This window comes from uncultured Romboutsia sp. (assembly GCF_958366745.1).
Taxonomy (GTDB): domain Bacteria; phylum Bacillota; class Clostridia; order Peptostreptococcales; family Peptostreptococcaceae; genus Romboutsia; species Romboutsia timonensis.
Map to the genome: position 1 here is coordinate 1 of NZ_CATXCO010000025.1, position 18675 is coordinate 18675.

Consider the following 18675-nt stretch of genomic DNA (forward strand, 5'->3'; position numbering starts at 1 on the left):
AGATATAAACAAGGTTCAATTTGAGGCATTAAAGTTAATAGCAAATCCAAGTAATAATATATTTGTAGTAGGGGATGAAGATCAAAGTATTTATGGATTCAGAGGATCTAGGCCAGATTTTCTATTAGAATTTGAAGAGTATTTTTCTAATACAAAAAAAGTATTGTTAGACATTAATTATAGATCTAAAGGTGAGATAATAAACATAGCTAATAGATTAATAGAGAAAAATACAAATAGATATGAGAAAGTTATAAAATGTGGACAAGGTAATGGAGCTAAGGTAAATTATATTTCACCTGAAGATTCAGAAGAAGAAGCTGTATATATAGCAAAAGATATAAAAAATAAGGTTCAAGAAGATTATACGGAGTATACTGATTTTGCTGTAATATATAGAACTAATATACAATCAAGAGCTTTAGTTGATGTATTTATGGATATGAGAATTCCGTTTGTAGTTAAAGATTCAATAGTTACAATATATGATCATTGGGCTGCCCAAGACATACTTGCTTATTTAAGAATAGGAGTCAATCCAAATTCTAATAAAGATTGGATAAGAATTATAAATAAACCTTTTAGATATATTTCTAAAGATAATTTAAATTTGATAAAGGATGAACCTGATTTTATAAATTCATTGATTAATAAATGTGACTTACATCCGAAACAAGTTAAAACTATAAATGATTTAGATATAGATATAAGTTATGTAAAAGGACTAAATCCTAAAAATGCAATATCCTATATAAGAACTACTTTAGACTATGATAGATATATTCTGGATTACTGCACAAATAGAAAAATAAAGACAAATGGTCTTATAGAAATATTAAATGAACTAGAAAGTTCAGCTACAAATTTTAAAACGATACAAGAATATTTAGAGCATATAGAAAGAGTAAAATCTGAGATAGTAGATAATAAAAACAATAAAGAAACAGATGGTGTTATTTTTACAACTATGCACAGTGCGAAAGGATTAGAGTTTAAAAATGTTTATATTATAGGTGCTAATGAGGGGACAATACCACATGAAAAATCCTATGAAATAGATGATGAAGAAAAGAAAAACGATCAAATTGAAGAAGAAAGAAGACTTATGTATGTAGCAATAACAAGAGCGGAAGAAAATATATGTATAAGTTCGCCAATTAATAAATATGGTAAAAGAGTTTCAAAATCAAGGTTTGTAGAAGATATAAAAGCTCCAACTAAAAAAGAAATGGATAGCCTAACTATAGGAGATAAAATATATCACAAAAAATTTAAAGAAGGTACCATAGTAGAAAAGAATGGTGATTCTATCAAAATAAGATTTAAAGATAGAGATAGAGCTCTAAATTCAAAGGTATGTTTAACAAAACGAATAATATGGAAAATATAGAGAAATAGTAAAATATAATTAAGGGGAGATTTATGAAAAATACAGTTATTAAAGGGGACTATAAAAATTGGTATTTATCCATACATAAAGAGATGGATAAATTAATATTAGAAGGAATAAATGATAATATTGAAATTTCTAATAATACAATAATTGATTATGATATAAAATATACTGAATTTAAAAGAGATATAATAGATATAGTTATAAGAATTATTATAGGAGTTTTGCTTATTGGACCAATTGGAATATTAGCAGGATTTACAGCCAATAAAAGTTTTATATCGTATAGATTAATTTCTATAGAGTTTAAGAATGGAAATAAATCTTTGGTTAAAATTGATAATAGAACATTTAAGTATTTAGTAGAAAAAGTATATTAAAAATTAATATGAAAATAATAAACCTCTCTATTTTAAATATTAGAGAGGTTTTATAATTAATAATATATTCCTTTTTCAAAGAAATCTTTTATTTCGTCTAAATTATCAGTTTTTCCAAGCGCTAACATAAGTTTTATTCTAGCTTTTTGCCCTGGAAGTTCTCCACCAAATATACAACCTATATTTCTTAAATCTCTACCAGAACCTAAATAACCGTAGCTATCAAAAACTCTACCTGAATGGCATCTAGAAACTATAACAACGGGGATATCTTTTTCTCTAGCATATTTAACACCTTCATACATTTTAGGAGGCACATTACCTCTACCCATTGCTTCAATTATAATTCCTTTATAACCACTGTCAGCTGCAAACTTTATAAAGTCATCATTCATTCCAATTCCAGATTTAATTAAAGCAACTTTTGTTTCAACTTTATCAGTATCTATTATTGTTCTTTCTTCAGTACTCTTAAATAGTACTAATTCATTGCAGTCAATTAAACCTAATGGGCCTTTACTTAATGATTTGAAAGTATTTAATGCTAATGTATCAGTTTTAGTTGCTTCAGAAGCTAATAAAACCTCATTGTTTAAAACTATAAGTACACCCTTTCCAACAGCTTTATCAGATATAGCCGTACAAACTGCTGCAGATAAATTGCTAGGCCCGTCATACCCAAGTTCAGAGCTACTTCTCATAGCTCCTGTAACGATAACTGGTTTTTGACTAGAAATAGTTAAATCTAAGAAGTAAGCAGTTTCTTCCAAACTATCAGTACCATGAGTTATGACAGCACCACAAATATCTTCTCTTTCAAGTAAATTATTAACATAATGTTTTAATTCTATCAATCTTTCTGGTGTCATATGAGGTCCAGGTATTTCAGCAAAATTACATACTTCGATATCAGCAACTTTGTCTATGTTAGTAACCATTGACATTATTTGTTCTCCTGATAGAGTAGGAATTGCTGCACCGACCTTTTCATCTACTGTCATAGAAATAGTACCACCAGTAAATATTATAGCGACTTTTTTCTTGTTCATTACAATATCACCCACCTTTTATATTAAAAAACAAATACAATTGTTTTACACTTTACTATTTTAAAACATTTATATATATATTTATATAAATTATATCAAAAAAAAACTATGCAAGTCTAGATTTAAAAAAAATATAAAAAAAAAGAGCTTGGGGAAGCTCTTTTTTCGTTAAATTGACTTCCGTTGTCAACTTAACAATAATGGATATAAAGTCTATCCGTTCAAAAGGGGTATTGGGAATAGAGATTTTAATTAAGGTTATCAGGGGGATAACCATGTATATATAATAACAATATTCGACATTAAAATCAATAGTTTTTTTAAAAAAATATAAAAAAATATAAAAAATATAAAAATGTAAAATAAAAAACCTACTTCGCATCCGATCGTGAAGTAGGCTATAAATGAATATAAATTATTCATTTAAAGGGGTATTGGGAATAGAGATTTTACTAAGGTTATCAGGGGGATAACCATGTATTAATAATAACAAAGTTCGACAGTTTTATCAATAGTTTTTTTACAAAAACATCAAGAATATTACATTTTAACGGTATAAATAATTTTTTATGTAGTGAAAAATTTAATTTATACTATTAAGCTATTATATGTTAAAAAATAAAAAAATTAATGATATAATAAATAGATACTATTTTATAAATAATATTTATAGATATTGAATTTTTAATCTTTTTGATAATTAATAGATGAAGTTGGTAAAAATAGAATAAATAATAAAATGTACATAATAGAAAGTTGGTGAAATGTATGGAGATATATTTAGATAATAGTGCTACAACAAAGCCATATAAAGAGGTTATAGATAAAATGGTTTATGCACTTGATACAGACTATGCAAATCCATCTTCTTTACATAGAAAAGGTGTAGAAGTTGAAAAAAATATAAAAAATATAAGACAAAGTATAGCTAGAACATTAGGTGCAAAAGATAAAGAAATATACTTTACATCTGGAGGAACAGAGTCTAATAATACTATAATAAGAGGTATTGTTGCTTTAAATAAAAAAAGAAAAAATCATATAATATCAACTACTATAGAGCATCCATCAGTATTAAATACTCTAAAGGATTTAGAATCTGAAGGTTGCGAAGTTACATATTTAGAAGTTGATAAAAATGGTAAAATAGATATAGAGGAGTTTAAAAATGCATTAAAGCCTACAACTTGCTTAGTTACAATAATGCATGTTAATAATGAGATTGGTAGCATACAGCCGATACAGGAGATAAGTAAGCATCTTAAAACATTGAAAGATAAAGTATACCTACATGTAGATGCCGTTCAATCTTATGCTAAGATAAACTTTAGACCATCAAGATACAATATAGATTTTATGAGTGTTAGTGGACATAAGGTACATGGACCAAAAGGAATAGGATTTATATATGTTAAAGAAAATAATAGAATAAAGCCTATTTTAACTGGTGGAGGACAAGAAATAGGAATAAGATCAGGAACAGAAAATACTCCAGGTATATATGGCTTAGGAGAAGCTATAAGAATAATAAATGAAGACTTAGATGGTAAAATAGAAAAAATTAAAAATCTAAGAGATTTATTACAAAAAGAAATAATGGAAAATATAGAAGACATAAAGATAAATTCTCCAGAAGATGGAGTTTGTCATATATTAAATGTTACTTTTTATGGAATAAAGGGAGAAGTGCTACTTCATTACCTTGAACAAAAAGGTGTGTATGTATCTACTGGATCAGCTTGTTCATCTAAGAAAAAAGGTAGCCATGTATTAAATGCTATAGGACTTTCTTCACAAGAAATAGAAGGAGCAATACGATTTAGTTTATCTGATTTAAACACAGAAGAGGAAATAAAAGAAGCAGTTAAAATAGTCAAAGAATCAGTAAGTGATTTAAGAATGATAATGAGAAGAAGATAATCAATTTAAGAATGACAAAATTAAGTTAAGAGGTGGAAAAATTGTACAATATATTAATTGTTAAGTATGGAGAAATAGGTGTAAAGGGTAAAAATAGATATATATTTGAAAACAAACTTATAAAAAATGTAAAAAATATATTAAAGCCTATAGGAAAGTTTAATGTATATAAAGAATATGGAAGAATATACGTTGATTTAGATGGATATGATTATGAAGAAGTAGTAGAGGAAGTTAAAAAGGTATTTGGTATAGTTGGAGTTTGTCCAGCTGTAAGAGCAGAAAAAGACTATAACTTATTAAAAGAGTTAGCATTAAAGATGTTAGAAGAAAAAATAGAGCAGGGATATAAGTCTTTTAAGGTTGATTCAAGAAGAGGAGATAAAGATTTTAAATTAACTTCTCAAGAGATGAGCTTAGATATAGGTGGATACTTAGTATCTCAAGTAAAAGATAAAATAGCAGTAGATGTTAGAAATCCAGAAGTAAAAATACATTGTGAATTAAGACAAAATCATGTAATGGTATATAGTGATACAATTCCAGGTTATGGTGGATTACCTCTAGGAACTAATGGTAGAGCAATGTCACTTTTATCAGGTGGTATAGATTCTCCAGTAGCATCATGGATGGTAGCTAAAAGAGGTATGGAGTTAGAATGTATACACTTCCATAGTTATCCTTTCACTAGTGAAAAATCACAAGAGAAGGTTAGAGATTTAGCTCAAATTTTAGCTAAGTACTGTGGTAGAGTAAGATTACACAAAGTAAATATGTTAGAGATACAAAAATCTATAGGTTTAAATTGTAAAGATGAAGAGATGACTATAATATCAAGAAGATTTATGATGAGAATAGCAGAAAGAGTAGCTGAGAGCAGACACTGTGATGCATTAGTTACTGGAGAAAGTATAGGACAAGTTGCATCTCAAACAATACAAGGTTTAACTTGTACAAATGCTTCGGTAAAAATGCCTGTATTTAGACCACTTATAGCTATGGATAAAACTGAAATAATAGAAGTAGCTCAAAAAATAGGAACATTTGAAACATCTATATTACCAGAAGAAGATTGCTGTACAGTATTCTCTCCTAAAAAACCAGTTACAAAACCTAAATTAGATAGAATAGAGAAGTCTGAAAATAAATTAGATGTAGAAAAATTAATACAAGATGCAATAGATAATATAGAAGTTGAAGATATAGAGTTTTAATATAAATAAAATCCGTTATAATGATAATTCATTATAGCGGATTTTTTTCGTATAAGGAAACTATAGAATGAATATATTTGCGGATAACCTATGAATATAAATAATATCAATAACTTTATAAATGTAAAAAATAACATTTTGAGTAACGGATATGTCCATAACGATAGCCTGGATATATGGTTGGTAAAATGAGGGGGAGAGAATTTTTTATTATAATAATTTTATATGACTTAATATCATAAAAAATTATAAAACTTAATAGTAGTTTATAGTAAAGAAAAGTATATTATAAAAGACTATCTTAAGTTAAAGATAGCCTTTTATTGATATTTATTTAGATTTACTGTTAAATACTTTAACACCGAATTTTTCTACTATTTCACTAGCTTTAGCAACATCTTCGCTAGTAGCATCTTCAATATTTTTTAATTCGTAATTTAATCCCATACTTTCCCATTTATGAACACCTATAGAATGATATGGTAAGAACTCAAATCTTTCTACGTTGTTAAGTTTAGATACAAATTCTCCTAGAGCTTCTAAGTTTTCTTTATTATCTGTTATACCTGGAAGTAATACGTGTCTTATCCAAACTGGTATATTTCTTTCATCTAAATGTTTAGCTAACTTAAGCGATTTTTCAACTCCAACACCAGTTAACTCTTTAGATTCTTCTTCTATCATATGTTTTAAATCAAGTAATACAAGATCAGTATTATCTAATATAGGATCTATAACATCAATATTTACGAATCCAGATGTATCTAGACAAGTGTGTATTTTATTTTCTTTAGCTTTAATAAATAGTTCATTTAAGAACTCAGGTTGTAAAGTTGCTTCACCACCAGATACAGTTATTCCGCCACCTGAAGCATTCATATATGATTTGTATTTTAAAGCTTGAGTAATCACTTCATCTGTTGTATATTCTTTTCCTGACTTTGTATCCCAAGTATCTCTATTGTGACAATACTTACATCTTAATGCACATCCTTGCATAAATAATATAAATCTTATTCCTGGACCATCTACTGTTCCAAATGTTTCTATTGAATGAACTCTTCCTTTTACCATAATAGTCACCTCTAAGTTGATTTTAATTAAGTTTATTCCGCTATAATTTAATATACTGTATACAAAACAATATAATTAAATTATATGATATTCCTTATTTTAAGTCTATATAATCTATATAAATTGATAATTAATTATTTCATTTTTATATTGTAATAATACCCAAAATAAAAAAGGCTAAAAATAAATTTAAATATTTTACAAAAATATTAATTATATAATGTGATAAATAGAGAAGTAGAAGCGAAAATATAAAATAATAAAGGATAAATATATTAGATTTGGATAGAATAAGATTATAAGAATAAAAAAGAGAGTGTAAGTTGATGAGACTTACACTCTAAAAAATATATATACTTTGATTGTTGATGATTAAATCTTACTAGTGAGCGGGGGTAAGATTTAATTAATAAAATTTATTTTTAGTTATAAATTAAGCCATTTTTCCGTGGAATGTTCTGTTTATAACGTCTAATTGTTGTTCTTTAGTTAATTTTATAAAGTTAACAGCGTATCCTGAAACTCTTATAGTTAATTGAGGATATTTTTCTGGATGTTCCATAGCATCTTCTAAAGTAGCTCTATCAAATACGTTAACGTTTAAGTGATGAGCTCCATCTGTGAAGTATCCATCCATCATGCAAGAAAGATTTCTAACTCTTTCATTCATATCTTTTCCTAAAGCACCAGGTACTATAGAGAAAGTATTAGATATACCATCTTGAGAATGCTCATATGGTAATTTAGCAACAGATGATAATGAAGCTAAAGCACCGCTATTATCTCTTCCGTGCATTGGGTTTGCTCCTGGAGCGAATGGAGCACCAGCTCTTCTACCACATGGAGTGTTACCAGTTTTCTTACCGTAAACAACGTTTGAAGTTATTGTTAATACTGATTGAGTATGAACTGAATTTCTATAAGTTTTGTTCTTTCTTATTTTATTCATCATAGACTCAACTAAGTATATAGCTATATCGTCAACTCTATCATCGTTGTTTCCGTATTTTGGATAATCTCCTTCTATTTCGAAGTCAACAGCTACACCAGCTTCGTTTCTTATAGTTTTAACTTTAGCGTATTTTATAGCAGATAATGAGTCAGCAGCAACTGATAATCCAGCTATACCACAAGCCATAGTTCTGAATACATCTCTATCATGTAAAGCCATTTCTAATGCTTCATAAGAGTATTTATCATGCATGTAGTGGATTACATTTAATGTATTTACATATAAGTTTGCTAACCAATCAGTGAATGGTTCGAATCTTTCCATTACTTTATCGTAATCTAAGTATTCATCCATTATTGGTTCGAATCTTGGCCCTACTTGAGCACCTGATTTTTCGTCAACCCCACCGTTTATAGCGTATAATAAAGTTTTAGCTAAGTTAACTCTAGCTCCGAAGAATTGCATTTGCTTACCTATTCTCATTGCAGATACACAACAAGCTATACCGTAGTCATCTCCCCAGTAAGGTCTCATTAAGTCATCGTTTTCGTATTGAACTGAACTTGTATCTATAGATACTTTAGAACAGAAATCTTTGAATCCTTGTGGGAAATCTTTTGACCAAAGTACTGTTAAGTTTGGTTCTGGAGAAGGTCCTATAGTGTAAAGAGTATTTAAAACTCTGAATGAGTTTTTAGTTACTAATGTTCTACCATCTACACCCATACCACCGATTGACTCAGTTACCCAAGTTGGGTCTCCAGAGAATAATTCGTTGTAATCAGGAGTTCTTAAGAATTTAACCATTCTTAATTTCATAACGAAGTGGTCCATTAATTCTTGAACTTCTTCTTCAGTTATAGTTCCAGCTTTTAAATCTCTTTCGAAGTATATATCTAAGAAAGTAGAAGTTCTACCTATTGACATAGCAGCACCATTTTGGTCTTTTATAGCTGCTAAGTAAGCAAAGTATAACCATTGTATAGCTTCTCTTGAGTTAGTAGCTGGCTTAGATATATCGAATCCGTAAGATTCAGCCATTCTCTTTAATGCTTGTAAAGCTTTTATTTGATCAGATATTTCTTCTCTTAATCTTATTGTATCTTCATCCATGCAAGAAACTTCTAAAGAAAGTTTTTGCTCGTTTTTGTCTTCTATTAATCTATCAACACCGTATAAAGCAACTCTTCTGTAGTCACCTATTATTCTACCTCTTCCGTAAGCATCTGGAAGACCAGTTATTATACCAGATTTTCTAGCAGCTCTCATTTCAGTAGTATAAGCATCGAAAACACCTTGGTTATGAGTTTTTCTATACTTAGTGAATATTTCACTTACTAGTGGGTCACATTTGAATCCATAAGCTTCACAAGAACTTTCAACCATTCTTATTCCACCTTCTGGCATTATAGCTCTTTTTAAAGGAGCATCAGTTTGTAAACCTACAACTGTTTCCTTATCTTTATTTATATATCCAGGTGCATAAGCATCTATAGCTGATACTGTTTTAGTATCAACATCAAGAGTACCACCATTTTCTCTTTCTTTTTTGAATAATTCCATTACCTCTTCCCATAATTGCTTAGTGTTTTCAGTAGCACCAGCTAAGAAAGAGTCATCTCCTTCATATGGAGTGTAGTTTGCTTGGATGAACCCTCTAACATCTATTTCCTTAGTCCATCTACCTTCTTTAAATCCTTGCCATGCATTCATTTGAATAGCCTCCTTAGTTAAGGTTTTAAAATTTTTTATTTGTTATATTTATATTAAATCTAGCTAGATAATTTTTAACAATATAATAATAACATATGAGTCGTATTTTGTATACATAAAAAATATATAGTATTATTTTATAATGATTAAATTTATTAAGTGTTCTTATATTGAGATATATACCAGAGTATTATATCTTTAAACTCATAATTATAAAAAAATATAAATTATTTTTAAATTTTTAAAAATTAAAAGATAGCATATATATCTATCAACTGAATACTTATTAGTATAAGGGGGTGCTTGTATATGTTTATTACAATAATATTATTTTTAATTGGATTTGTATTGATTACAAAAGGGGCTGATATTTTTATAAACTGTACAGTAGATATAGGAAAGAAAACAAATATATCAGAAATTATATTAGGAGCTACTATAGTAAGTTTTGCGACCACATTACCTGAACTTACAGTATCATTATTTGCATCTTTAGATGGTCACACTACAATGAGTTTAGGAAATGCGGTGGGGTCTATTATTTGTAATACAGGATTAGTTTTAGGGCTAGTAGCGTTTATAAGTCCTTTTAGAGTTGATAAAAATATGTTTTTCTCTAAATCTGTATTGCTATTAATTTGTGTTGTATTGTTGCTTTTATTAGGAATAGATAAGAAGATAACAAAAATAGATTCAATACCACTTTTAGCTATGCTTGCTATATATATGTATTCAAACTATAGAAGTGCAGTTGGAAATGGGAGTAGATCTAGAGGAAATAATACATTGAAAGTTAAAGGAAATAATGATTTTAGAGAATGGGCGAAGATAATTTTAATTTTTGTTTTAGGACTAATTATGATGGTGATAGGTTCTAGGTTATTAGTAGATAATGGTGTAATAATAGCTGAGTGGATAGGAGTACCTCAAGGGGTTATAAGTCTTACAGTTATAGCACTTGGAACGTCTTTACCAGAATTAGTATCATCATTAACAGCAATAAAGAAAAATCATCATGCTATATCTGTTGGAAATATATTAGGTGCAAATGTATTAAATATAGTATCTGTAATAGGAATATCTTCTATACCAAACGATATACCTATACTATCTCAAAATATGAATATAGATTTTCCATTTATGATACTTTTATTACTTACATTAATATTACCAACTATTAAAAATAACAAGTTATATAGATTGCAAGGTTTAATAATGCTTATTATTTATTTCATTTATATAGGAACTTTATATACTATGTATGTATAAATAGGTAAGAAATATATTTTATATCATCTTGAATATTATACATATGTGAAGGGTAAAATATTAATTGCATATTATCTCAAATAAATATATAATGGATAGGTTAGATAAACTGATAACGGAAAGGAAACAACATATGAATATAATAAAATTTGAAGATTTACCAATAAGTGATGATATAAAAAGAGCTGTAATAGAAATGGGATTTGAAGAACCATCTCCGATACAATCACAGTCTATACCTGTGATTTTATCGGGAAAAGATGTTATCGGACAAGCTCAAACAGGAACGGGAAAAACAGCAGCATTCAGTATACCACTATTAGAAATGATTAATCCTGAAGAGAAAAGTGTACAAGCGGTAGTACTTTGTCCGACTAGAGAACTTGCAATACAAGTTTCAACTGAAATAAGAAAAATAGGTAAATACATGCACGGAATAAAAAGTTTACCTGTATACGGTGGACAACCAATAGAAAGACAAATAAAAGCATTAAAGAGTGGAGTTCAAATAGTAATAGGTACTCCAGGGCGTGTTATAGACCATATAAACCGTAAAACATTAAAAATGGATAATGTAAAAATGGTTATACTAGATGAAGCTGATGAAATGTTAGATATGGGATTCAGAGAAGATATAGAAATGATTCTAAGTAAAACTCCAGAAGAAAGACAAACTACTTTCTTCTCAGCAACTATGCCAAAGGGTATATTAGAGTTAACTAAAAAATATCAAAAGAATCCAGAACATATAAAAGTTGTTAGAAAAGAACTTACAGTTCCTAATATAAAGCAATACTATATAGAAACAAGATCGGCTAACAAATTAGAAGTATTAAGCAGATTAATAGATGTATACAATCCTAAGTTATCTGTAGTTTTCACAAATACTAAAAAAGGTGCAGATGAGTTAGTTAGTGATTTACAAGCTAGAGGATACTTTGCAGATGCATTACATGGAGATTTAAAGCAAACTCAAAGAGATATAGTAATGGATAAGTTTAGAAATGGAACAATAGATATATTAGTAGCTACAGATGTTGCAGCTAGAGGTATAGATGTTGATGATGTTGAAGCGGTATTTAACTATGATTTACCACAAGATGAAGAATACTATGTACACAGAATAGGTAGAACTGGTAGAGCAGGTAGAAGTGGTATATCATTCTCATTTGTATTCGGAAAAGAAATGAGAAAAATGAGAGATATAGAAAGATATACTAAAACAAAATTAATTAAGCATGATATACCATCAGTTGCAGATGTTGAAGAAAAGAAAGTAAATACATTCTTCAATCAAGTTAAGGAAGTTATAGAAGCAGGTCATTTAACTAAGCAAATACAATGGTTAGAAAACTTCTGTTCAGAATCAGAAACTGAGTATGGTGTAGTAGATATAGCAGCAGCTCTTTTAAAGATAGCTTTAGGAGATGAAGAAAAACAAGAAATAGTTGAAGAACCATCAAGATCTCGTAAAGAAGGTCGTTCTAAGTCAAAAGATACTGGAGCTAGTGAAGGTATGATAAGACTATTTATAAATGTTGGTAGAAACCAAAGAGTTCAAGCTAAAGATATATTAGGAGCTATAGCTGGAGAAGTTGGAATACCTGGTAAATTAGTTGGAACAATAGATATATACGATAAATATACTTTCGTTGAAGTACCTAAGCAAAATGCTAAAAAGGTATTAGAAAAAATGAAAGACATAAAGATAAAAGGAAATAAGATAAATATAGAAAGAGCTAACAGAAAAAGAAAGTAATTAATTAGGAGCACCTATTTTAGGGCTCCTTTTATTTTGCAAAGATACAATTAGAGAAAGGTTGTATAGGTATTTAAGTAACATACAATTAAACCTTTATAGACACAATAAAACAAAAGTAGTTAAATTTCATTGAAGGATAAGAGTTAGTTCTATAGAATTCATAATATGTTAATACTTTTATAGAAGAGAAGGGGGAATACTAATGATAAGATGTTCTTTAGAAGAAAAAAATTTAATCATAGAGTTTTTGACTAGTGAATTGGATCATCATATAACTAATGAAGTTAGAGATGAGATAGATATAATATTAGATTCTAAATCAATAAAGAATATAATATTTGATTTTAAAAATATTAGATTTATGGATTCATCAGGTATAGGTGTAATTATAGGAAGATACAAGAAAATTTCCAGTGAAGGTGGAAAAGTATCAGTAGTAAATGTAAATGACAGAGTAAAAAAAATATTCAATTTATCAGGTATGAACAAAATAATTAACATTTACGATACATATGAAGAAGTAGCAAGTTCTTTGTAAGGGGGAATATATTATGAATAATATTATGGAAGTAAAATTTTCTGCCAAGTCTGAAAATGAAAGCTTAGCAAGAGTTATAGTTGCATCTTTTGCTGCTAAATTAGACCCGACATTAGATGAACTAGCAGATATAAAAACTGCTGTGTCAGAGGCTGTTACAAATTCTATTATACATGGGTATGATGAAGATGATTCAAAGTTTGTATATTTAAGATGTGAAATAAATGAAAATACTATAAAGGTAGTAGTAGAAGATAGAGGACATGGTATAGAAGATATTTCGATGGCTATGCAACCACTTTATACATCAAAACCAGAACTTGAAAGATCAGGAATGGGGTTCACTGTTATGGAAAGTTTTATGGATGATATAACGGTAAGTTCAATAAAGGATGAAGGGACAAAAGTAGTTATGACAAAAAAAATAAACTTGCCTGAATAAAGACCAAAAAGAATAGAGGTTTTATTATGGGGATAACTGCAAAGAAACAAGAAAAAAGAACATTACTTAGCCATGAAGAAACGCTTGATTTGATAGATAAAGTTCAACGTACAGGTGATGAACAGGCTAAAGAAATATTAATAGAAAATAATTTAGGTTTAGTGAGAAGTGTTGTATCAAAATTCTTAAACATAGGCTATGATAGAGATGATTTATTCCAATTAGGATCTATAGGATTAATTAAAGCTATATATAAATTTGATCCAAGGTTTAATGTAAAATTCTCTACATATGCAGTTCCTATGATTCTAGGTGAAATAAAAAGATATTTAAGAGATGATGGTATGGTAAAAGTATCTAGATCTCTAAAGCAAATAGCAATAAAAGCAAAAACAACAAGTGAAATTTTAAGTAAAAAGCTAGGAAGAGAGCCAAGTATAGAAGAATTAGCAAAAGAATTAGACGTAGAAAAAGAAGATTTAGTAATGGCAATGGAATCTAATTTTTCTGTTGAATATTTACATGGCGTAATTCATGAAGAAGAAGGGTCTCCGATATGCCTTATCGATAAGATAAGTCAAAAAGGTGAAAGTGAAGAAGAGAAAGTTGTAGAAAATATTTTACTTAAAGAAGTACTTGGAAAACTAGAAAAAAGAGAAAGACAAATAATAATGTTAAGATATTTTGAAGATAGAACTCAAAGTGAAATTGGCGAATTATTAAATATATCTCAAGTACAAGTTTCTAGAATAGAGAAAAAGGTATTGTCTAAGTTAAAATCATATATTAGTTAGTTAAAATAAATCCTTAATTTAAGTTTAGATTAAGGGTTTATTTTTTTTTATTTAAGAAATAATAAATAAAAGGGAGGTTTTATATGGAAGATATTTACTTAATACCCATAAGGTTAAAGCCGCTTAACTTTACTATTCAAAATATTTATTTAAAAGATATTTATTATATATATCCAAAAGAGTATGAAGAAAAAATAGGAAATATATGTATAAGAACCTATAAAGAAAAAGATTCAAATTATGATGTTATCCATATAGGTGAAGTAATCGATAAAATAAAGGAAAAGCTATCTACAGCACATATAACATTTTTAAAAACTGATGATGTAGTAATATTTTTCAATGAAAATAAAAAAGATAGAACTAAGTATCTAAGGGTTTTACTAGTCTCTATAGTTGTCCTTATGGGGTCTATAATGGGAATAATGAACTTTCATGCAGATGTAAATATGATACATTCTCAAAGTACTATGGTAAACGCATTAACTAAAAATCCTAAAAAGTATCTACCGTACTTTCAAATACCATATTCTATTGGTATAGGAGTAGGAGTTGCTCTTTTTTTTAACAAATTTATTCCTACATATGCAAAAAATGAACCTAGCCCTTTAGATTTAAAAATGAAATCTTTAAACAAAGAAATTGAAAATGAGTTACGTAATACTAAGTAAAGAGGATTACACGTGAAATTATTTTTAATTATCTTTGGATTATCATCAGGAATAATGGTTGGTGCAGGAGTGATTTCACTATTAATATTAGTTGGAATCATACCACGAATGGCACAACTAAGTAATACAAGGTCATTTATAAATTTTTATGAAAAAATACTAGTTATAGGTACTTTCCTTGGAGCTTTAATATCGATTCAAAATATATCAATATCAATAGGTAAAATTGGTGTTATAGTATTTGGATTATCATATGGTATATTTGTAGGATTTTTAAGTTCAGGATTAGCTGAAATACTAGATTATATACCAATAGCCTCGAGAAGATTAAAGATACCAACTCTATACTTAAAATATATAATAATATCTTTGTTGATAGGAAAAGTTATAGGTTCCTTTATAGGATGGAAAATAATACAAGGAGGGTAAAAGCGTGGGTAAAGATTATAAAAAATATGTAGATGAAATTAGCCCTAAGCCAAAATATTTAAAAAACTATACATTAGCATTTATAGTTGGTGGAATTATTTGTGTAATAGGACAAATAATAAATGATTTATATTCAAAAGTTGGCAATTTAGATAAAATACCAGCATCAACTGCGACTTCTATAACACTAATATTTATAGGTGCTTTTTTAACTGGATTAGGAGTATATGATTTGATAGGTAAGAGAGCAGGTGCTGGATCAATAATACCTATAACAGGATTTGCTAACTCTATAGTATCTCCAGCAATGGAGTATAAAAGAGAAGGATTTGTTTTAGGTGTTGGAGCTAATTTATTTAAAATTGCAGGACCAGTATTAGTATATGGAATAGGATCATCTATTATATGTGGATTTATCTATTATATTTTTACTCTTATAAAATAAGGAGATGAAAATATGGCAAATAAGAGAGTAGGAAAAAGAACTGTAAAGTTACAAAATAACCCGACTATAATATCAGCAGCATCTGTAGTAGGCCCTAAAGAAGGACAAGGACCTTTGAAAGAATACTTTAATCTTATCTTACAAGATGATTTATATGGAGAAAAATCATGGGAATTAGCAGAAAGCAAAATGGTTCAAACTGCTATGCACATGGCAGCACAAAAAGCTGGTAAAAAACTAGAGGATATAAACTATCTTATTGGTGGCGATCTAATAAATCAAATTGTTCCATCATCTTTTGCAGCTAGAGAGTTAGGTATACCTTTTTTTGGTATATATGGAGCTTGTTCAACTATGGCAGAAGGAATGTGCTTAAGTGCAATGCTTATTGATGGAGGATTTGCAGATTTAATTTTATCAGGTGCATCAAGTCATTATTGTACAGCAGAAAGACAATTTAGATTTCCACTAGAATTAGGAAATCAAAAACCTATGACAGCACAATGGACTGTAACAGGTGCAGGATCAGTATTAATTGCTCCAAATAAAGAAGGTCCAAAAGTTAAGTATGTAACAGTTGGAAAGGTAATAGATGAAGGAATCGATGATGGAAATAATATGGGACCAGCTATGGCACCAGCAGCTGTAGATACAATATATTCTTATTTTAATGATACTAAGGATGACCCAAATAGTTTTGATTTGATTATAACAGGGGATTTGGGTAAAATAGGAAAACAGATAACAGAAGACTTTTTAAAGAAAAAAGGTATTGATATATCAAATGTATATACAGATTGTGGTTTAAAAATATTTAATTTAGAAGAACAAGATGTTCATTGTGGAGGCAGTGGATGTGGTTGTTCTGCTACTGTATTTGCTGGATATATATATCAGAAGTTATTAAAAAAAGAATTTAATAAGGTAATGTTAGTATCTACAGGAGCATTACTATCTCCAACTAGTACACTACAAAAACAAACAATACCATGTGTTGCACATGCAGTAGTTATTGAAAATGATTAGGAGTGAATTAAAGTGCTATTAGATTATGTAAAGGTATTTTTTGTAGGAGGCATTATTTGCCTAATTGCACAAATAATGATGGATTACTTTAAAGTGCAAACACCTTATGTAATGGTTACTTATGTTACAAGTGGTGTAATTTTAACTTTCTTAGGTATTTATGAACATATTGTTAATTTTGGAAGGGCAGGTGCAACTGTACCTATAATAGGATTTGGATATTTATTGGCTAATGGAGTAAAAACAGCAATAGCTAAAGATGGACTATTGGGTGTTTTTACAGGAGGAACAGTAGCTGGTGCAGGAGGGATAGCAGCAGCTATATTCTTTGGATATACTATGGCAGTAGTATTTACTCCAAAGGCAAAGCCTTGATGAAAGATAATATATAAACTTTATACATTTTAAGTAATAAAAAATGGGCAAGCTTAAAATATAAGTTGCCCATTTTTATATTTAATTTTATTGAACTGGAGCTTCCGGTGTAGCCGGAGCTTCAGGTGTAGTTGGATTTACTGGTGTAGTTGGATTTACTGGTGTAGTTGGAGTCTCCGGTGTAGTCGGAGTTTCCGGTGTAGTTGGAGTCTCCGGTGTAGTCGGAGTTTCCGGTGTAGCCGGAGTTTCTGGTGTTGTGTTTTCTGTTTGTGAATTATTATTCTCAGTTTTTGATGGCTTAGTTGATTGAGAAGTATATCTACTTGGTCCTGTACCTTTTATAAAAGCAGCATTAGAACCAGAAGAAGATCTTCCACCATCTATTAAGTTTATTTTTGCAAAGTATATATTTTTAGGTACTTTAAAATCAGTTTTAGTTAAATTCTTGTGTATTTTATTCATTACTGTAGACCATAACTTCGCTGCAGATGAACTACCACCAGAAATACTTTTTCTAGAAATTGTATTACCATTTGTATCTTTTCTACCAGCATCATCTCCAATATAAGTGGCACCAACGTAGTAAGGAGTATATCCTACAAACCAAGCATCTAAAGACTTATTAGTTGTACCTGTTTTACCAGCAACAGGCATACCATTTGATAAGGCTGCTCTTCCTCCAGTACCTTCTGTAACAACTGCTTGTAACATATCAGTTAATATATAAGCTACTTCAGAATCTACAACTTTATGTTCTTCTGGTGTATTTTTTACTATAAGTTGACCATCATAACTAGATATTGTAGTAAATATTGTTGGTTCAATATAAGTACCTCCATTAGCTAAAGTACCATAAGCTGCAGCCATTTCAAGTGGAGAAACACCTTGAGACATACCTCCAAGAGTTAAAGATGCAAATGATCTATCTTTTGAATCTGATTGCAGAGTTGTTATACCAAAGTTTCTTAAATAGTCAATCATTATATCTACACATTCTTCATAAGTGCTACCTAACATTTCAGCAGTTTTAGCAGCAATTGTATTAGAAGAATACGCTAAAGCTTTACGTAAACTCATAGAACCTGAACCACTTGTAGTAGTGTTAGGATTCCATCTATTATTATCTTTAAACTTATATCCACCCTTAGCATCACTTACAGCTGTAGATTGAGTTATTTTTAAAGTATCTATAGCTGGAGTATAAACTGATAGAGGTTTTATAGTAGAAC

Annotated in this window: 17 protein-coding genes and 1 pseudogene; 14 read left to right on the forward strand and 4 right to left on the reverse strand. The window is 29.0% G+C overall.

Annotated features, from left to right (window positions below):
* A partial coding sequence (locus tag Q5F54_RS03520; protein ID WP_302333978.1) for an ATP-dependent helicase occupies nucleotides 1-1390 on the forward strand: 1390 nt, incomplete at its 5' end.
* 32 nt (nucleotides 1391-1422) lie between these two features.
* Nucleotides 1423-1773: a hypothetical protein gene (locus Q5F54_RS03525; RefSeq protein WP_071119436.1), complete on the forward strand. Its 351-nt coding sequence runs from the start codon at nucleotides 1423-1425 to the stop codon at nucleotides 1771-1773.
* A gap of 56 nt (nucleotides 1774-1829) precedes the next feature.
* Here the strand turns inward: Q5F54_RS03525 and Q5F54_RS03530 are convergent, their stop codons facing one another.
* Nucleotides 1830-2822, reverse strand: a complete 993-nt coding sequence (locus Q5F54_RS03530; RefSeq protein ID WP_281538029.1) for an asparaginase — start codon at nucleotides 2820-2822, stop codon at nucleotides 1830-1832.
* Nucleotides 2823-3590: 768 nt separating this feature from the next.
* Here Q5F54_RS03530 and Q5F54_RS03535 point away from each other — a divergent pair.
* Complete coding sequence (locus Q5F54_RS03535) at nucleotides 3591-4742, forward strand: cysteine desulfurase family protein (RefSeq protein WP_281538030.1); 1152 nt, start codon at nucleotides 3591-3593, stop codon at nucleotides 4740-4742.
* A 41-nt stretch (nucleotides 4743-4783) separates the two neighbouring features.
* Entirely contained in the window at nucleotides 4784-5956 is a 1173-nt protein-coding gene (gene thiI / locus Q5F54_RS03540; RefSeq protein ID WP_281538031.1) for a tRNA uracil 4-sulfurtransferase ThiI, read from the forward strand.
* A 330-nt stretch (nucleotides 5957-6286) separates the two neighbouring features.
* Here the strand turns inward: thiI and pflA are convergent, their stop codons facing one another.
* Complete coding sequence (gene pflA, locus Q5F54_RS03545; protein ID WP_281538032.1) at nucleotides 6287-7030, reverse strand: pyruvate formate-lyase-activating protein; 744 nt, start codon at nucleotides 7028-7030, stop codon at nucleotides 6287-6289.
* A gap of 433 nt (nucleotides 7031-7463) precedes the next feature.
* Nucleotides 7464-9695, reverse strand: coding sequence for a formate C-acetyltransferase (pflB, locus tag Q5F54_RS03550; protein ID WP_281538033.1), 2232 nt, complete (start codon nucleotides 9693-9695; stop codon nucleotides 7464-7466).
* 309 nt (nucleotides 9696-10004) lie between these two features.
* On the opposite strand from pflB, the gene Q5F54_RS03555 reads away from it, so the two are divergent.
* From Q5F54_RS03555 to Q5F54_RS03600, 10 genes are all read left to right on the forward strand, one after another.
* Entirely contained in the window at nucleotides 10005-10964 is a 960-nt protein-coding gene (locus Q5F54_RS03555) for a calcium/sodium antiporter (protein ID WP_281538950.1), read from the forward strand.
* Between the two features lie 133 nt (nucleotides 10965-11097).
* Nucleotides 11098-12723: a DEAD/DEAH box helicase gene (locus Q5F54_RS03560; protein ID WP_281538949.1), complete on the forward strand. Its 1626-nt coding sequence runs from the start codon at nucleotides 11098-11100 to the stop codon at nucleotides 12721-12723.
* 205 nt (nucleotides 12724-12928) lie between these two features.
* Nucleotides 12929-13264, forward strand: coding sequence for an anti-sigma F factor antagonist (gene spoIIAA / locus Q5F54_RS03565; protein WP_277230856.1), 336 nt, complete (start codon nucleotides 12929-12931; stop codon nucleotides 13262-13264).
* Nucleotides 13265-13277: 13 nt separating this feature from the next.
* Nucleotides 13278-13706 (forward strand): anti-sigma F factor, encoded by a 429-nt coding sequence (spoIIAB, locus tag Q5F54_RS03570; RefSeq protein WP_071119445.1) that lies wholly within the window; start codon nucleotides 13278-13280, stop codon nucleotides 13704-13706.
* A gap of 26 nt (nucleotides 13707-13732) precedes the next feature.
* Entirely contained in the window at nucleotides 13733-14500 is a 768-nt protein-coding gene (gene sigF / locus Q5F54_RS03575; RefSeq protein WP_071119446.1) for an RNA polymerase sporulation sigma factor SigF, read from the forward strand.
* 83 nt (nucleotides 14501-14583) lie between these two features.
* On the forward strand, nucleotides 14584-15171 hold the full coding sequence (locus Q5F54_RS03580; protein ID WP_277230862.1) for a stage V sporulation protein AA: 588 nt from the start codon (nucleotides 14584-14586) through the stop codon (nucleotides 15169-15171).
* A gap of 12 nt (nucleotides 15172-15183) precedes the next feature.
* Nucleotides 15184-15600, forward strand: a complete 417-nt coding sequence (locus Q5F54_RS03585; RefSeq protein ID WP_281538948.1) for a stage V sporulation protein AB — start codon at nucleotides 15184-15186, stop codon at nucleotides 15598-15600.
* A 4-nt stretch (nucleotides 15601-15604) separates the two neighbouring features.
* Nucleotides 15605-16045 (forward strand): stage V sporulation protein AC, encoded by a 441-nt coding sequence (gene spoVAC, locus Q5F54_RS03590; RefSeq protein WP_277230866.1) that lies wholly within the window; start codon nucleotides 15605-15607, stop codon nucleotides 16043-16045.
* Nucleotides 16046-16057: 12 nt separating this feature from the next.
* Entirely contained in the window at nucleotides 16058-17071 is a 1014-nt protein-coding gene (spoVAD, locus tag Q5F54_RS03595; RefSeq protein WP_071119449.1) for a stage V sporulation protein AD, read from the forward strand.
* A gap of 12 nt (nucleotides 17072-17083) precedes the next feature.
* Nucleotides 17084-17446 (forward strand): SpoVA/SpoVAEb family sporulation membrane protein, encoded by a 363-nt coding sequence (locus Q5F54_RS03600; protein ID WP_281538947.1) that lies wholly within the window; start codon nucleotides 17084-17086, stop codon nucleotides 17444-17446.
* A 121-nt stretch (nucleotides 17447-17567) separates the two neighbouring features.
* Here Q5F54_RS03600 and Q5F54_RS03605 read toward each other — a convergent pair.
* A pseudogene (locus Q5F54_RS03605) lies at nucleotides 17568-18675 on the reverse strand (penicillin-binding transpeptidase domain-containing protein); the annotation flags it as partial.

Excerpts from the sequence above, each read along its gene's own strand:
- Q5F54_RS03525 (WP_071119436.1), top strand. The coding sequence starts at position 1,423 with ATGAAAAATACAGTTATTAAAGGGGACTATAAAAATTGGTATTTATCC.
- Q5F54_RS03530 (WP_281538029.1), bottom strand. The coding sequence starts at position 2,822 with ATGAACAAGAAAAAAGTCGCTATAATATTTACTGGTGGTACTATTTCT.
- Q5F54_RS03535 (WP_281538030.1), top strand. The coding sequence starts at position 3,591 with ATGGAGATATATTTAGATAATAGTGCTACAACAAAGCCATATAAAGAG.
- pflA (WP_281538032.1), bottom strand. The coding sequence starts at position 7,030 with ATGGTAAAAGGAAGAGTTCATTCAATAGAAACATTTGGAACAGTAGAT.
- pflB (WP_281538033.1), bottom strand. The coding sequence starts at position 9,695 with ATGAATGCATGGCAAGGATTTAAAGAAGGTAGATGGACTAAGGAAATA.
- Q5F54_RS03555 (WP_281538950.1), top strand. The coding sequence starts at position 10,005 with ATGTTTATTACAATAATATTATTTTTAATTGGATTTGTATTGATTACA.
- Q5F54_RS03560 (WP_281538949.1), top strand. The coding sequence starts at position 11,098 with ATGAATATAATAAAATTTGAAGATTTACCAATAAGTGATGATATAAAA.
- spoIIAA (WP_277230856.1), top strand. The coding sequence starts at position 12,929 with ATGATAAGATGTTCTTTAGAAGAAAAAAATTTAATCATAGAGTTTTTG.
- spoIIAB (WP_071119445.1), top strand. The coding sequence starts at position 13,278 with ATGAATAATATTATGGAAGTAAAATTTTCTGCCAAGTCTGAAAATGAA.
- sigF (WP_071119446.1), top strand. The coding sequence starts at position 13,733 with ATGGGGATAACTGCAAAGAAACAAGAAAAAAGAACATTACTTAGCCAT.
- Q5F54_RS03580 (WP_277230862.1), top strand. The coding sequence starts at position 14,584 with ATGGAAGATATTTACTTAATACCCATAAGGTTAAAGCCGCTTAACTTT.
- spoVAD (WP_071119449.1), top strand. The coding sequence starts at position 16,058 with ATGGCAAATAAGAGAGTAGGAAAAAGAACTGTAAAGTTACAAAATAAC.